This is a genomic window from Actinomadura sp. NPDC049753 (genome assembly GCF_040674655.1).
GTDB classification, from domain to species: Bacteria; Actinomycetota; Actinomycetes; order Streptosporangiales; family Streptosporangiaceae; genus Spirillospora; species Spirillospora verrucosospora.
This window is the reverse complement of sequence record NZ_JBFARL010000088.1, coordinates 1-13615: the sequence shown is the minus strand read 5'-3', so window position 1 is coordinate 13615 and position 13615 is coordinate 1. Positions and strand designations below refer to the sequence as shown.

The window sequence follows — 13615 nt, the reverse complement described above, 5'->3', positions numbered from 1 at the left end:
GGGAGGGTCAGGCGTCCAGCCGCCTCAGCGCGGCGGCCAGTCGCTCCGCCGCCTCGTCGGCGACCGGTCCAAGGTCGGGCTGGTCGCTGACCGACACCATCACCTGCGGGTCCATCGCCTCCACGACGGTGTCGCCGCCGTCGGTGCGCACCACGACGTTGCAGGGCAGCAGCAGGCCGATCCGCCGGTCGACGCCGAGCGCCCGGTGTGCGAGCCGCGGGTTGCAGGCCCCCAGGATGAGGTAGTCCTCCATCGCCTCGCCGAGCTTCTCGCGCAGGGTGGCCCGCACGTCGATCTCGGTCAGCACGCCGAAGCCCTGGTCCTTCAGGACCGCGCGCACCTGCTCGACCGCCTCGCCGAACGGCCGGCGCAGGCGGACGGTGATCGCGTAACCCATGATGCTCCCCCTGGGGAACCCTTCCCCCGTGCGGCTCGGCCGACGCATCGGCTGCGAATATACCCCTACCCGTATGCCCCAAGCGAGCTTTGTGCCTGGAATATGGGTTTTCACCTTCTGGTTCCTATACCCGTAGGGGTATCTACGAAGGACAGGAGGCCGTGATGGCGACGACAGAGCTGACGCGCGAGAACTTCGACGAGGTCCTCGACGGAAACGACATGCTCCTCATCGACTTCTGGGCCGACTGGTGCGGGCCGTGCCGCTTCTTCGGGCCGGTGTACGAGCGGGTGTCAGGGCGGCACGACGACATCGTCTTCGGCAAGGTCGACACCGAGGCCCAGCCGGAGCTGGCCGGCGCGTTCGGCATCACCTCGATCCCCACCCTGATGATCATTCGGGAGAACGTGGTGCTGTACGCCCAGCCGGGCGCCCTCCCCGAGCAGGAGCTGGAGAAGCTGATCGACGGCGCCCGCGCGGTCGACCTGGACGACGTGCGCCGGCAGGCCGCCGAGCGCGAGCGCAGTGCCTGAGGGGGCGCCGGATGGAACTGGACGAGAAGGCGCTCGACGATGTCGCGCTGCGGCTGAGGCGGGCGCAGGGCCAGATCGGCGGCGTCATCAAGATGATCGAGGAGGGGCGGGACTGCGCCGAGCCGGTCACCCAGCTGGCCGCGGTCTCCCGTGCCCTGGACCGGGCGGGCTTCAAGATCATCGCTACCGGGCTGGAGCGCTGCGCCGCGCCGGAGAAGGCGGGCACCGCGCAGGCCGCCGCGGACCGCGCGCAACTGGAGAAGCTGTTCCTCGCGCTCGCGTGAGACCGACCGGCCCGCCGGGAGCTGTGCGTCCCGGCGGGCCGGTCAGTCTTCGATGGTGATGCCGAGCTCCGCGGCGAACGCGTCCAGCAGGCTCATGGCGTCGCCGCTCGCGACGATCGCCCCCTGGAAGGAGTCCAGGCCGGCGACGCCGCGCAGGTCGCAGCCGCGGAACCGGACCGTTCTCATCCTGGCCCCGGAGAACTGGGCGCCGCCGAGCCGGCAGTTCTCGAACCGGACGTCGGTCATCTCGGCGGACTGGAAGGTCGCCTCGGCCAGGTTGCAGTCGCGGAACACCACGTCCCGCAGATGCGCGTGCCTGAAGCCGGTGAGGTCGGCGCGGCACCCCTCGACCAGCACGTCCCGCAGCCCGCTCTCGGCGAGCTGCATCCCGGTCATCCGCGCGTTCACGATCCGCGTGTTGAACATCCGCGAGTTGAACGCCCGCAGGTTCGCCAGGTCGGCGTCGCTGAACGCGCAGTCGGCGAACCCCGCACGATGCAGGACCAACCCGGAGAAGCCGGTCTGGGTGAACCGGCAGCGTTCGAACTCGACGTCCTCGACACCGTCCGGGTCGTCCATGGAGAGGGCGTCCGCGCCGTACTCCAGCGACAGGTACTTCCCGTCGTGCCGGACGTGCCGCTCGACCTTCCCCGCAGGCGTGAGCCTGCGGGGGATCTGCGGTGGCCTGGGCTCTCTCACCGGGGACGAGGCGGGGGTACGAGCGGGCATGCGGCGACCCTACTAGCCGGCCACCGGTAGGTTGCCCGGGTGCGGATCTCCCCGTACGTCTACCCCGCCGTGAAGTCGGCGCGGATGCCGGCGACCGCCGCCACTGATGGCGGGGGCGCCCGTGCACGGCGCCATCGAGCGGGCCCCGGCAACGTTTTGCGGGGAATTTGCGGGTAGCAGAGCGTCGGCGGGATCTTGATCCGCGCCCGGGCGCCGACGCCGGCGCTCGCGTGGGGGTCGTGGACCGAAGGGAGAGCCGTGCAGGGAGCGTTGCAGGCCGGAGGGTGGGGCCTGCTGGCCGGGTCGGCGCTGGTGATGGGGGCCCTGGTCGGCTTCCTCGTGCCGGTCCCGGCCCGCATCGTGGCGAGCGTGATGGCGTTCGGCAGCGGCGTGCTGCTGTCGGCGGTGTCGTTCGACCTCATCGCCGAGGCGCACGAGAAGGGCGGGCTGACCCCGACGGCGATCGGCGCGATGATCGGTGCGGTGCTCTACGCGGGCGCCAACGCCGTCCTGGCCTGGAGGGGCGCGCGGCACCGCAAGCGGTCGGGCGGGCAGCAGCCGTCGGAGGAGCAGCGGCCCGGCTCGGGGAGCGCGATCGCGCTGGGCGCGCTGCTGGACGGCGTGCCCGAGTCCATCGTGATCGGCACGAGCCTCCTGGGCGGCGGCGCGGTCAGCCTGGTCACCGTGGTCGCGGTGTTCATCAGCAACGTGCCCGAGGGGCTGTCCAGCGCCTCGGGGATGCGCCGCGCGGGACGCGGACGCGGGTACGTCTTCGGGCTGTGGACCGCGATCGCGGTGATCAGCGCCCTGGCGGCCGTATCGGGCTACACGGTGCTCGGCGGCGCCTCCGACGACGTCCTGGCCGGCATCACCGCCCTGGCCGGCGGCGCCATCCTCACCATGATCGCCGACACGATGATCCCCGAGGCCTACGAGGACACCCACCTGCTCACCGGCCTGATCATCGTCGTGGGGTTCCTGGCGGCGTTCGCCCTGTCGCACGCCTGAGCCGCCCGGCCCCCTCACGCCGCCGCGAGGGGCCCTCCGGGGGACTCCTCGGGCGGCTCGGCGGCCGGGGCCCCGTCGTGGACGACGACCTCGACCCCCGGCGCCAGGACCGCCGACCGCCCGGCGGCCAGGGCGCGGGCCGCGCGGTGGGAGGAGGCCACGTTCAGCCCCGCGCCGTGGAGGCGGACCATCAGCGCGGCGACCCGGACCTCCTCGGCGCTGTAGTCGCGGGCGTGGCCCGCCCCTTCGCCCGCCTGCGTCGCTCGCAGGTAGCCGGCGTTGGTCCATCTGTCGAGCTGCCGGTACGTCAGCCCGGGGAGCCGGTTGAGCAGTTGACCTGCGTTCACATGAACCTCCTGCAACGGAGGTGTTCCCGCCCGGCGGGGTTCATGCGCGGCCGGCTGCGCGGGCCCGCTCCAGCGGGACGAAGGTTCCGACCGTGCCGGGAGGTGAGGAGGGGGCCCCGCCTCGTGACCGGCGGTGTCGGGAGGCGGGGCCCGTGCCGACGGGCCACGCGACCGGCCGCCGACATCCCCTTCAGCGCCACCGGCCGTCGTTGTGTCACCCGGGCCCCGGAGCAAAGCCGGAAGCATGGCGGAGGGCGGCCGGACGTCCCCGGCTGGTGCGTCGGGCTAGCGGTCGGCGACCAGCACGCGGCCGGAACCGAGAGACCGCCGGCTGCGGACGCGCAGGGCGAGCGTCCCGGCCAGGGTGAGCAGGTCGGTGTCGCGGGCCACCGCGTAACCCTGCCCGGTCAGCAGCTCGCGCATGGCGGCCGGTGTCCATGCGGACCGCCAGGGTTCGTGCGCCATCGGGTCGGGCTGCCGGGACAGCCGCCTCATCGCACGGGCCGCCGGCCGGCCGAGCGAGGCGACCAGCGACGGCGACTGGTAGTGGACGACGAGCCGGCTTCCCGGCGCGGAGGCCTTGGCGAGGGCCCGCAGCGTGGCCGCCGCCTCAGCGCGGGTCAGGTAGGGGACCACGCCCTCCCAGATCCAGGTGGTGGGCCGGTCGGTCCGGTGCCCCGCCGCGTCCAGGGAGTCGTCGAGCCTGTCGGCGGTGAAGTCGACGGGCACGAAGGCGATCTTCCCGGCGGGCGGGGAGAGAGCCGCGGCGCGCCGCCGCTTGTCCTGCTGGGAGCGGGGGTGGTCGACCTCGAAGACGGCGGTCCCGGCCAGCTCGGGCATCCGCCAGGCCCGTCCGTCCAGGCCGGCGCCGAGGATCACGACCTGCGGGCTGGCGCGCTCCCTGACGGCGTCGTCGACGGCGACCGTCCGGGGCACCAGCCCCTCGGCCGTGGCCCGCAGGAACTCGTACTCCATCCGGGGGCCCCACCCCTCGGGAGGCACGCCCGAGCGGGCCCGCTCCACCGCGGCGAGCTCGCCGGGACGGAGCAGCGCCGACGCGGTGGGATCCGCGAACCGGTCGGGAGCCATGCGGCCGTGCGCGACGGCCCGGGCCTGGCAGACGAGTACGGCGGTGCGGCTTCCTTCCGTGTTGTCCATGCCGGATGTCCCTTCGTTCGCCGGCCGCTTCATCGCCTAAACGGCCGCGGCGCGCCGTACCCTCGTGACGGTGCTGCTCGATCTCATCACGATCGTCGTGGACGACTACGACGAAGCCGTCGAATTCTTCACCGGCGCCCTCGGGTTCGACCTGGTCGAGGACTCGCCTTCGCTCACCAACGACGGGCGGTCCAAGCGGTGGGTGGTCGTCCGGCCGCCGGGCGCTCAGACCGGGATCCTGCTCGCCCGCGCGGACGGGCCCCGGCAGGCCGCCGTGGTCGGCGACCAGGTCGCCGGGCGCGTGGGGTTCTTCCTGCGGGTGGAGGACTTCGACGCCGCCCGCGAACGCATGACGGCCGCGGGCGTCGAGTTCGTCACGCCGCCCCGCTCCGAACCCTACGGACGGGTCGCCGTCTTCCTCGATCTCGCCGGCAACCGCTGGGACCTGCTCGGTCCGGCCGAGGACCCGCCGCGCCCCTAGCGGCCGGAGCCCCGGGTACGGAGGGCCGACAGCTCCTCGTTCATCGCGCGCAGGAAGCGCAGGACGAGACGCAGCTCCTCCTCGCTGAACCCGCTCCGCGCCGCATCGGTGCTCTCCGCCAGGGGACGGAAGTACTCGCGGCCCATGGTCATCGCCGACGGCTCGTACCGCAGATGGACGACCCGCCGGTCGGCCGGGTCGCGCGTCCGGGTGATGTGGCCGAGGCGCTCGAGGCGGTCGAGGCAGGCGGTGACCGCGCCGGAGGTGACGTTCAGCTCCTCGCGCAGCCGGCCCGGGGTCATCGGCCGGCCGGGGGAGCGCAGCGGCGCGTCCATGATCGCGACCAGGGCCTGGACGTCGGTGGGGTGCAGGCCGCTCGCGTGGGCGAACTCGTGCGCGATCCGGTTGAACTCGGCGTTCATCCGGCGCAGCTCGACCGCGAACGTCCGGAGGCCGGCGGGACCCTCCGTCTCCTCCGCTCCCTCGGGCATGCGGACAGATTACATTAACTCAATCATTGAGATAGTTAATGATTGAGCTATTTGTGGGTAGGGCCGCCGCAGGACGAACTCGCTGGAGGCACCGATGCGTACACCGCCGCGCCCCGTCCGCTGGGCGATCCCGGCCGTGCTGCTCCTGGTCTGGCTCGCCGTCGGCGGCGCCTTCGGCCCGTACGCCGGGAAGCTCGGCGAGGTCTCCACCAACGACCAGGCCGCCTTCCTGCCACGCAGCGCCGAGTCCACCCAGGTCCTGCGGGCCCAGCAGGCCTTCGCCGAGAAGGAGACCGTGCCCGCCATCGTCGTGTGGACGGTGAACGGCCGGGTCTCCGACGCCCAGCGGGACGCGGCGACCCGCGCGCTCGCCGGCCTGCGGGGCGCGCCCGGCACGCTCGGGACGCCGTCGCCCGCCCTGCGCTCGGACGACGGCCGGGCGCTGGAGGGCGTCGTCCCGCTCAGACCCGACCTCGGCGACGAGCTGCCGGCCGTGCTGGACGAGGTCCGGGCGGCGGCGAGGACCGTCCCCGGCACGAAGGCGCAGATCAGCGGGCCGGCCGCCACCCAGGCCGACCTGTCGGACGCGTTCGCCGGGATCGACGGGCTGCTGCTTGGCGTCGCGCTCGTCGCCGTCTTGCTCATCCTGCTGCTGGTCTACCGCAGCGTGCTTCTCCCGCTGGTGATCATCCTCGGGGCGGTGTTCGCGCTCGGCCTGGCGTGCGCGGTGGTCTTCGCGCTCGCCAAGAACGACATCGTCAGGGTCGACGGCCAGGTCCAGGGCATCCTGTCGATCCTGGTGATCGGCGCCGCCACCGACTACGCGCTGCTGCTGGCGGCCCGCTTCCGGGAGGAGACGGCGGCGGGCCGGGACCGCTTCGCCGCCGGCTGGGCGGCCGTGCGCGGATCGTTCGGAGCCATCGTCGCCAGCGGTGCCACCGTCGCGCTCGGACTGCTCGCGCTGCTGCTCAGCAACCTCACCAACAACCGGGCCCTCGGGCCGGTCGGCGCGATCGGCATCGCCTGCGCCGTCCTCAGCGCGCTGACGTTCCTCCCGGCGGTCCTCGTCGTGCTCGGACGGGTCGCGTTCTGGCCCGCCAGGCCCAGGCACCCGGCCGAAGGCGCCCACGGGGGGACGGGCCTGTGGGCCCGCGTCGCCGGCCTGGTCGACCTGCACCCGCGCCGCGTCGTCGCCGGAACGGGCATCGCCCTCATCGCCTGCGCCGCGTTCGCGCCGGGGCTGCGCGCCCACGGCGTCCCGCTGGACGAGACGTTCATCAACGACGCGCCCTCGATCGCCGCGCAGCGGACGCTCTCCCAGCACTTCCCCGGCGGGTCCGGCCAGCCGGCGATCATCATCGCCGACGCGGCGCGGGCCAGGGCCGTGACCGAGGCCGCCGCCCGCACCGAGGGCGTCGCGGACGCCGCGCCCGTCGGCGCGTCGGGCCGTCCCGGAGGGCCGCCGAAGATCGTGGACGGGCGCGTCCGGATCGACGCGACGCTGAAGGCGGCCGCCGACAGCGACGCCGCGAAGGCCGCCCTCAAGCGCCTGCGCGCCGCGGTGCACGGCGTCCCCGGGGCGGACGCGCTGGTCGGCGGCTACACCGCGCAGCAGTACGACACCCAGCAGACCGCCGCCCACGACCGGACCCTCATCATCCCGGTCGTCCTGGCGATCATCCTGGTCATCCTGGTGGTGCTGCTGCGCTCGTTGCCGCTGCCCGTCCTGCTCATCGCGACCGTCGCGCTGAACTACGTCGCCACGCTCGGCGTCGCGGCCCTGGTGTTCCGCCACCTGTTCGGCTTCACCGGCCTGGACGCCTCCGTGCCGCTCTATGGTTTCGTGTTCCTGGTCGCGCTCGGTGTCGACTACAACATCTTCCTGATGTCGCGGGTCCGGGAGGAGACGCGGCGCTGGGGCGTGCGGGAGGGCGTCCTGCGCGGTCTGACGGCGACCGGCGGAGTCATCACCTCGGCGGGGGTCGTGCTGGCCGCCACGTTCGCCGCCCTGGTCGTCATCCCGTTGTCGTTCCTGGCGCAGATCGCGTTCATCGTCGCGTTCGGCGTGCTGCTGGACACGCTCGTGGTCCGCTCCCTGCTGGTTCCGGCGCTCGTCCGTATGATCGGCCCCAAGGTGTGGTGGCCCGCCCGTTTCGACCACCATCCGCAGGACGCCGGAACGGCCGAGACCGTCCGATCCGCCCCGGGAGACAGGTGACGACGCGTGAGCAACACCTTCGAAGCCCTCGGGACGCCCGGGGGTGACCTGAACCTGTCCAACGGCGGGACGGACGTCTTCTTCGATGTGCTCACCCTCGCCGGGTGCGCCCTCGCCGAATCCGTCTGGGAGAGCAACCTCGTGCTGCTCTTCGCGGACGGGCACCGCCTCGGCCGCGGGACGGACGGGTTCGATCTGAACGAGCTCCCGTGGACGGCGAACTGGCCGGCCGAGAAGGCGTTCCTCCTGCGCGTCATCGACCTGGCGCTGACCCGGCACGGCTGGGACCTGCTCGCCTACCGCCCTCCTTTCGCGCACGACTACCTCAGCCGATACCGCGCGATGGTGGACGGATGGCCCGCGCCCATCCCGGTGCACACTCCGGCGACGCGGCCCGACTGGAACGTCCCGCCGCCTTCCGAGTTCCTGGAGCGCTGCCCGAAGCATGCTCTTTACAACGGCATGCTGGGCTGCCGCCTCTGCGACCCGAGCCTTCAGCCCTTGCCCGAGTAACGGCTGGGGGAGCGCCCGGCGGAGGCCGCCCGTCCCGTCTCAGTCGTCGGCGGACCCTGGCTTGGTCAGCTTGCCGTGTGCCTTGGCCTTGACCGTGTCCGGAACGGCGCGGGAGCCGGCGACCTGCACCTTGTTCTTGAATGAACCGGCGACGACGTGGTCCTTGCCCGCCATGAGGGCCTCGAAGCCCTCGCGGGCCACCTCCGCGGCATCGTCCTTGTCCATCTGGCCGAGCTTGGTGTCCTGGAGGCCCGCCCGGTCGAAGAACTCGGTGTCGGTCGGCCCGGGCAGGAGCGCCGTCACGCTGACGCCCGTATCGCTCAGCTCCTGGCGGAGCGCCTGGGCGAACGAGTACAGGAAGGCCTTGGACGCGGCGGCGCCGTCGCCGATCGCTCGGTCGGACGAGTGGCGTCGCGCAGGATCGTCATGGTGGTGGGCCACAGGCGCACCGACTCCTGGACGCACGCCCGCAGGTACGGCAGATCGGCGTCGCCGGTCCCCGCTTCGCGCCCGGCCTGCTGGAAGTGCTCGGGGTGGGACGCCAGTAGGGCGAGCGTCCGGAAGGCCGCCAGGGCCGCGGACTCGAACGCGAACAGCCACTGCGGCACCTGGTCCTCAGGGGCGGTGGCCTCCGATGCCCGGGTCGCCGCCATGAGCCCGGCCAGGCTGCCCGGATCGGGGTCGGCGAGGTAGCGGCGCAGGCGGCGGAAGAACTCGGCCCGCACGCCGTCGCGCCTCGGGTGGGCGAAGGCCCAGTTGGAGTTCATCCGCAGCGTGGTGAGCAGGTCGCTCACCTCGGAGTCGTCCCGGGCGGCGTCACCGAGGACGACGCGCCGGACCATCCGCCACCAGGCCATCCGGAAGTCCGCCCAGTCCAGGCGGCCGGCGAGCGCGACGGCGTCCACCAGCGCGTCCGCCTCCTGGCGCACCTTGGGCAGGAGCGCGCCGGCATGCCGGTGCACCGGTTGCGGAGTGTCCAGCACGGTCTCGTTGAACCGGCGCCGCTCGGCGCGCTCGGCGCCGTGGGCGCCAGCACCCCGTGCGGCTGGAAGTGCTCGACGGCGGCGCGCTTCTCCTTCGATGCGATCGCGAACGGCTCGGGCGAGCAGGTCAGGACACGCTCGACGTCACCCGCGGAGAGGATCAGGGCGAACGAGCGTCCCGGGACGGCGAGCCGTAGCGGCCCGGACCGTACCGTGCGCGCATCCGCTGCAGCAGCCGTCCCGCCCGCCGGTCCGCCTGGACCGCCTCGGCCAGCGCCACCAGGCGCGGGCGGCGCGCCAGCACCCCCCGGGCGAGCGTCGGGACGAACACCGTCGCGCCGATCCGGAGCGTGTCGGCGACCGTGGCCCTGGCGGGCGGCGCCTCGGTGGCCTGCGAACTCGTCTGGACAGTCGACACATCATTCCTTCCGCCTCTGCGAAGATTCCCGCCGAGGCACACGGGGCACTGGCGACGGGACCTCCTCAGGACTCGGAGAAGTCGTCCCGGGACAGCCCCTTCTCCGCCATCTTGTCCTCAAGCTCGGCGCCCAGTTCGGTGCGCACATCAGGCCGCTTCCCGCGTTCCTGGTCGGGCTCCACCTGGTCGGTGTCGTCGGTCTTCGGAGCGTTCTCCTCCGGCGTGGTCAACTCCGCCCCCTCGGTGTCGATGAGTCGCCGGCTCCTCCGGCCACCGCATACGGCTACCCGGCCACACCCGGCTCTAACGACCCGGGGCCCCCGCCCTCCGTCCCGACAGCCCCGGACGGTGGCTCAGGTCACAGGGCGGCGCTGTCACGCGGCGCGGGGCGCCGGCATCTCCATGGTCGTCAGGACGCCGCGGGAACGATCCCCGCGGTGCGCACCCCAACACGCTGGGAGCAAGGCATGGAACCCCGTCTGAACCTGATGACCAACGCGTTCGCCGCCAAGGTGGGCAGGCGGTTCGCCGCCGTCAGCGTGGCGATCGAGCAGTCGTCGCTGCCCCGGGACCTGCAGGAGCTGGTGATGCTGCGGGCCAGCCAGATCAACGGCTGCGGCTGGTGCGTGGACCTCCACACCAAGGAGGCCGCGGCCGCCGGAGAGAGCGCGGTCCGGCTGCACCTGGTCGCCGCCTGGCGCGAGTCGACCGTCTTCACCGAGGCCGAGCGGGCCGCGCTGGCGCTGGCCGAGGAGGGCACCCGGCTCGCCGACGCGTACCAGGGCGTCTCGGACGAGACATGGGCCCGGGCCCGCGAGCACTACGACGACGACCAGCTCGCCGCGCTGGTCTACCTGGTGGCCATGATCAACGCGGCCAACCGGCTCGGCGTGATCGCGCGCAACCAGGGCGGCTCCTACGAGCCCGGCATGTTCGCCGCCATGGCGGACTGACCGGGGCGGGAAACGTCAGGGCGGGCAGCCACGATGGGAGGACAGTCGAAGAGGAGGCCGGAATGTCGTACCCGAAAGAGCTCTTCCACGGAGACGAGGGCGAGGTCAGCGGCACGATGCGCAAGGGCGGGTCCGCGCCCGACCTGCTGATCGGCACGCGCTCCGAGGTGCACTACCTGGCCACGGGCGAATCCACCGGCGGCCAGTACGGGCTCTACCGGTGGGACATGAGTGCCGAGCCAGGGCGCGGCGCGGGCGCGCACTTCCACAAGACGATGTCGGAGTCGTTCTTCGTCCTGTCCGGCACCGTCGCGCTCTACGACGGGGACCGCTGGGTCGATGCCTCGCCCGGCGACTTCCTGTTCGTCCCGCCGGGTGGGATCCACGCGTTCGACAATCCGCACGGGGCGGCCTCGATGCTGGTCCTGTTCGCCCCGGGGGCTCCGCGCGAGGCCTACTTCGAGGAGCTGGCGGAGATCGTGGGGAGCGGGCGGCGGCTCAGCGAGAAGGAGTGGGCCGACCTCTACCACCGCCACGACCAGTACATGGTCTGAGGCGGGGCCGGGAACACGCGGGAGGGGCGGCGGAGGGCGCGCGGAGGGCGACTCTCCCCGCCACTCTCAACGTATAGCGCACCGGGGGGCTTGCGGCAAGACCCGGGTCGTGCCGCAGAATCGTCCGCCGAGGCCGGAACCTGCGGAGACCGGGGGCGCAGCGCAGGGCCGTCGTCGTCGTGCCAGTGGCGCGGGGACGGCGGTCCGCCGGCGGCTCCCGGGCGGTCGCGGGAACCCGCCGCCACGACCAGCGATCACGACCCGGAGCCGATACGTGAATCCTCTGACCGCCAGCGTGTTCGACCTCCCCGAGCGCCTGTCCGCCAAGGCCGACCCGGCGCTGATCGAGCGTGACGAGCGGCATTTCGCGGCCGTCGCGCAGTGCCTCGACCAGACGATCTCCAACCTGTCCGACCGCCTCGAAGCCGAGCGCAGGGCGCCCGGGGGGATCGGCCAGGGCGCGATGGACCGGGACGTGGAGATCCACCGGCTGACCGCGCGCCTGCGCACGCTGCGCCGCTTCGGCCTGGACCTCTGCCTCGGGCACATGGCCGCCGCGGACGGCTCCGAGCCCGTGTACATCGGGCGGCTCGGGCTCACCGACGGCGCGGGCCGCCGGCTGCTGCTCGACTGGCGCTCGCCCGCGGCCGAACCGTTCTTCGGGGCGACCCACGCCGACCCGATGGGGCTGGCGAGCCGCCGCAGGTACCGCTGGACCCGCGGCCGGATCAGCGACTACTGGGACGAGGTGTTCACCGCGGAGGGGTTCGCGGGGCACGCGGCGCTGGACGACCAGTCCGCGTTCATCGCAAGCCTGGGGAGCGACCGCTCGGACCGGATGCGCGACGTGCTCGGCACCATCCAGGCCGACCAGGACGCGATCATCCGCGCGGGGTCCCGCGGCGCCCTCGTCGTCGACGGCGGACCGGGGACGGGCAAGACGGTCGTCGCCCTGCACCGCTCCGCCTACCTCCTCTACTCCGACCCCCGCCTCGGCCACCACCGCGGCGGGGTGCTGTTCGTCGGCCCGCACCAGCCCTACCTGGCCTACGTGTCCGACGTGCTCCCGAGCCTCGGGGAGGAGGGCGTGCAGATCTGCACCCTGCGCGACCTCGTCGCCGAGGGGCCCGGCGCGGCGGTCGAGACCGACCCGGAGGCGGCCCGCCTGAAGTCGTCCGCGGACATGGTGAAGGCGATCGAGAAGGCCGTCGCGTTCTACGAGAACCCGCCCACCGAGGGCATGGAGGTCGCCACCCACTGGGGCCAGGTCTGGCTGAGCCCCGCCGACTGGGCCGAGGCGTTCCAGGCGCCGGAGCCCGGCACGCCGCACAACGAGGCGCGCGACCAGATCTGGGAGGAGCTGCTCACGATCCTCGCGGACAAGCACGAGGGGGTGGACGAGGGCGAGGGCGCGGCGTCGCCCGACCTGCTCCGCAGGTCGCTCGGGCAGGACCGGGAGCTGCGCACCGCCTTCAACCGGGCGTGGCCGCTGATCGAGGCGGCCGACCTCGTCGGGGACCTGTGGTCGGTGCCCGCCTACCTGCGCCTGTGCGCTCCCTGGCTCGGCAGGGACGAGATCCGCAGGCTGCAGCGCGAGGACGCCCAGGCCCGGACGGTCTCGGACCTGCCGCTCCTGGACGCAGCGCGGCAGCGCCTCGGCGACCCGGGGGCCTCGCTGCGCAGGCGCCGCCGCGAGGCCGCCGTCGCCGCCGAGCGCGAGCGCAGGGAAAGGGTCGTGGACGACCTCGCCGAGGTGGCCGACGACGAGTACGGGACGGGGCTGGTGACGATGCTGCGCGGCGAGGACTTCCACGAGGCCCTCGTCGACGAGAGCGCGCTGGGCGGCGCCGACCCCGACCTGCTCGCCGGTCCGTTCGCGCACGTCGTCGTGGACGAGGCGCAGGAGCTGACCGACGCGGAGTGGCAGATGCTGCTGCTGCGCTGCCCGTCGCGGAGCTTCACCATCGTCGGGGACCGCGCGCAGGCCAGGCACGGGTTCACCGAGTCGTGGCGGGAGCGGCTCGAACGGGTCGGGCTCGACCGGATCGAGCTGGCCTCCCTCGGCATCAACTACCGGACGCCGGAGGAGATCATGGCGGAGGCCGAGCCGGTCATCCGGGCCGCGCTCCCGGACGCCAACGTGCCGACCTCGATCCGCGGCACCGGCGTTCCCGTCGTCCGCGGACCGGTCGCGGACCTGGACCGGGTCCTCGACGCCTGGCTCGACGCGAACGACGACGGGGTCGCCTGCGTCATCGGCGCCCCCGCGTTCCCGGGACGGCCCCGCGTCCGGTCACTGACCCCCGAACTGGCCAAGGGGCTGGAGTTCGACCTCGTCGTGCTCGTCGACCCGGACGGGTTCGGCGAGGGCATCGAAGGAGCGGTCGACCGCTACGTCGCGATGACCCGGGCGACGCGGGAACTCGTCATCCTCACGGGCTCCTGACACCGTCCGAGCGGACGCCCCGGCCGACCGGGGCCTGGAGGGTCAGTCACCGACCTGGCTCGCCGGGCTCGGGCCGCCGAGCCCGGGGGGCCCGGGGGGGCG

The 13615-nt window shown here is 73.3% G+C and carries 18 protein-coding genes; 9 read left to right on the top strand and 9 right to left on the bottom strand.

Annotated elements, in window-relative coordinates; genetic code table 11:
* Positions 1–7: 7 nt before the first annotated feature.
* Positions 8–397: a DUF302 domain-containing protein gene (locus AB0K37_RS22605; RefSeq protein WP_363984138.1), complete on the bottom strand. Its 390-nt coding sequence runs from the start codon at positions 395–397 to the stop codon at positions 8–10.
* A 164-nt stretch (positions 398–561) separates the two neighbouring features.
* Here AB0K37_RS22605 and AB0K37_RS22600 point away from each other — a divergent pair, with 164 nt between their 5' ends.
* Together AB0K37_RS22600 and AB0K37_RS22595 are read left to right on the top strand one after the other, a co-directional pair.
* Positions 562–930 (top strand): thioredoxin domain-containing protein, encoded by a 369-nt coding sequence (locus tag AB0K37_RS22600; RefSeq protein WP_363984136.1) that lies wholly within the window; start codon positions 562–564, stop codon positions 928–930.
* A gap of 11 nt (positions 931–941) precedes the next feature.
* The gene (locus AB0K37_RS22595) at positions 942–1214 is read left to right on the top strand and encodes a metal-sensitive transcriptional regulator (RefSeq protein ID WP_363984134.1); all 273 of its coding nucleotides are present in this window, start codon (positions 942–944) and stop codon (positions 1212–1214) included.
* Positions 1215–1256: 42 nt separating this feature from the next.
* Here AB0K37_RS22595 and AB0K37_RS22590 read toward each other — a convergent pair whose 3' ends face one another.
* Complete coding sequence (locus tag AB0K37_RS22590; protein WP_363984132.1) at positions 1257–1943, bottom strand: pentapeptide repeat-containing protein; 687 nt, start codon at positions 1941–1943, stop codon at positions 1257–1259.
* Positions 1944–2201: 258 nt separating this feature from the next.
* Here AB0K37_RS22590 and AB0K37_RS22585 point away from each other — a divergent pair, with 258 nt between their 5' ends.
* Complete coding sequence (locus tag AB0K37_RS22585) at positions 2202–2951, top strand: ZIP family zinc transporter (protein WP_363984130.1); 750 nt, start codon at positions 2202–2204, stop codon at positions 2949–2951.
* 14 nt (positions 2952–2965) lie between these two features.
* On the opposite strand, the gene AB0K37_RS22580 is transcribed toward AB0K37_RS22585, so the two are convergent.
* Together AB0K37_RS22580 and AB0K37_RS22575 are read right to left on the bottom strand one after the other, a co-directional pair.
* Entirely contained in the window at positions 2966–3298 is a 333-nt protein-coding gene (locus AB0K37_RS22580) for a MerR family transcriptional regulator (RefSeq protein WP_363984128.1), read from the bottom strand.
* 285 nt (positions 3299–3583) lie between these two features.
* Positions 3584–4456 carry a class I SAM-dependent methyltransferase gene (locus AB0K37_RS22575; protein ID WP_363984126.1) on the bottom strand — a complete coding sequence of 291 codons (873 nt, stop codon included), beginning with the start codon at positions 4454–4456 and terminating at the stop codon, positions 3584–3586.
* Between the two features lie 70 nt (positions 4457–4526).
* On the opposite strand from AB0K37_RS22575, the gene AB0K37_RS22570 reads away from it, so the two are divergent.
* The gene (locus tag AB0K37_RS22570) at positions 4527–4937 is read left to right on the top strand and encodes a VOC family protein (protein WP_363984124.1); all 411 of its coding nucleotides are present in this window, start codon (positions 4527–4529) and stop codon (positions 4935–4937) included.
* On the opposite strand, the gene AB0K37_RS22565 is transcribed toward AB0K37_RS22570, so the two are convergent.
* The gene (locus AB0K37_RS22565) at positions 4934–5428 is read right to left on the bottom strand and encodes a MarR family winged helix-turn-helix transcriptional regulator (RefSeq protein ID WP_363984122.1); all 495 of its coding nucleotides are present in this window, start codon (positions 5426–5428) and stop codon (positions 4934–4936) included. The two genes, AB0K37_RS22570 and AB0K37_RS22565, sit on opposite strands and share 4 nt — an antisense overlap.
* Before the next feature lie 94 nt (positions 5429–5522).
* Here AB0K37_RS22565 and AB0K37_RS22560 point away from each other — a divergent pair, with 94 nt between their 5' ends.
* Positions 5523–7646 carry an MMPL family transporter gene (locus tag AB0K37_RS22560; RefSeq protein WP_363984120.1) on the top strand — a complete coding sequence of 708 codons (2124 nt, stop codon included), beginning with the start codon at positions 5523–5525 and terminating at the stop codon, positions 7644–7646.
* Between the two features lie 6 nt (positions 7647–7652).
* Positions 7653–8159: a hypothetical protein gene (locus tag AB0K37_RS22555; RefSeq protein ID WP_363984118.1), complete on the top strand. Its 507-nt coding sequence runs from the start codon at positions 7653–7655 to the stop codon at positions 8157–8159.
* Positions 8160–8198: 39 nt separating this feature from the next.
* Here AB0K37_RS22555 and AB0K37_RS22550 read toward each other — a convergent pair whose 3' ends face one another.
* From AB0K37_RS22550 to AB0K37_RS22535, 4 genes are all read right to left on the bottom strand, one after another.
* A complete protein-coding gene (locus AB0K37_RS22550; RefSeq protein ID WP_363984170.1) occupies positions 8199–8462 on the bottom strand; it encodes a hypothetical protein in 264 nt (87 codons plus the stop codon).
* A gap of 17 nt (positions 8463–8479) precedes the next feature.
* Positions 8480–9142 carry a hypothetical protein gene (locus AB0K37_RS22545; protein ID WP_363984116.1) on the bottom strand — a complete coding sequence of 221 codons (663 nt, stop codon included), beginning with the start codon at positions 9140–9142 and terminating at the stop codon, positions 8480–8482.
* A gap of 160 nt (positions 9143–9302) precedes the next feature.
* Positions 9303–9560 carry a hypothetical protein gene (locus AB0K37_RS22540; protein WP_363984114.1) on the bottom strand — a complete coding sequence of 86 codons (258 nt, stop codon included), beginning with the start codon at positions 9558–9560 and terminating at the stop codon, positions 9303–9305.
* Between the two features lie 65 nt (positions 9561–9625).
* On the bottom strand, positions 9626–9790 hold the full coding sequence (locus AB0K37_RS22535) for a hypothetical protein (protein ID WP_363984112.1): 165 nt from the start codon (positions 9788–9790) through the stop codon (positions 9626–9628).
* Positions 9791–10027: 237 nt separating this feature from the next.
* On the opposite strand from AB0K37_RS22535, the gene AB0K37_RS22530 reads away from it, so the two are divergent.
* The 3 genes from AB0K37_RS22530 (at position 10028) to helR (ending at position 13513) form a co-directional block, all read left to right on the top strand.
* A complete protein-coding gene (locus AB0K37_RS22530; RefSeq protein WP_363984110.1) occupies positions 10028–10513 on the top strand; it encodes a carboxymuconolactone decarboxylase family protein in 486 nt (161 codons plus the stop codon).
* A 62-nt stretch (positions 10514–10575) separates the two neighbouring features.
* Positions 10576–11067 (top strand): cupin domain-containing protein, encoded by a 492-nt coding sequence (locus tag AB0K37_RS22525; RefSeq protein WP_363984108.1) that lies wholly within the window; start codon positions 10576–10578, stop codon positions 11065–11067.
* A gap of 274 nt (positions 11068–11341) precedes the next feature.
* On the top strand, positions 11342–13513 hold the full coding sequence (helR, locus tag AB0K37_RS22520) for an RNA polymerase recycling motor ATPase HelR (protein WP_363984106.1): 2172 nt from the start codon (positions 11342–11344) through the stop codon (positions 13511–13513).
* Positions 13514–13615: the final 102 nt, after the last annotated feature.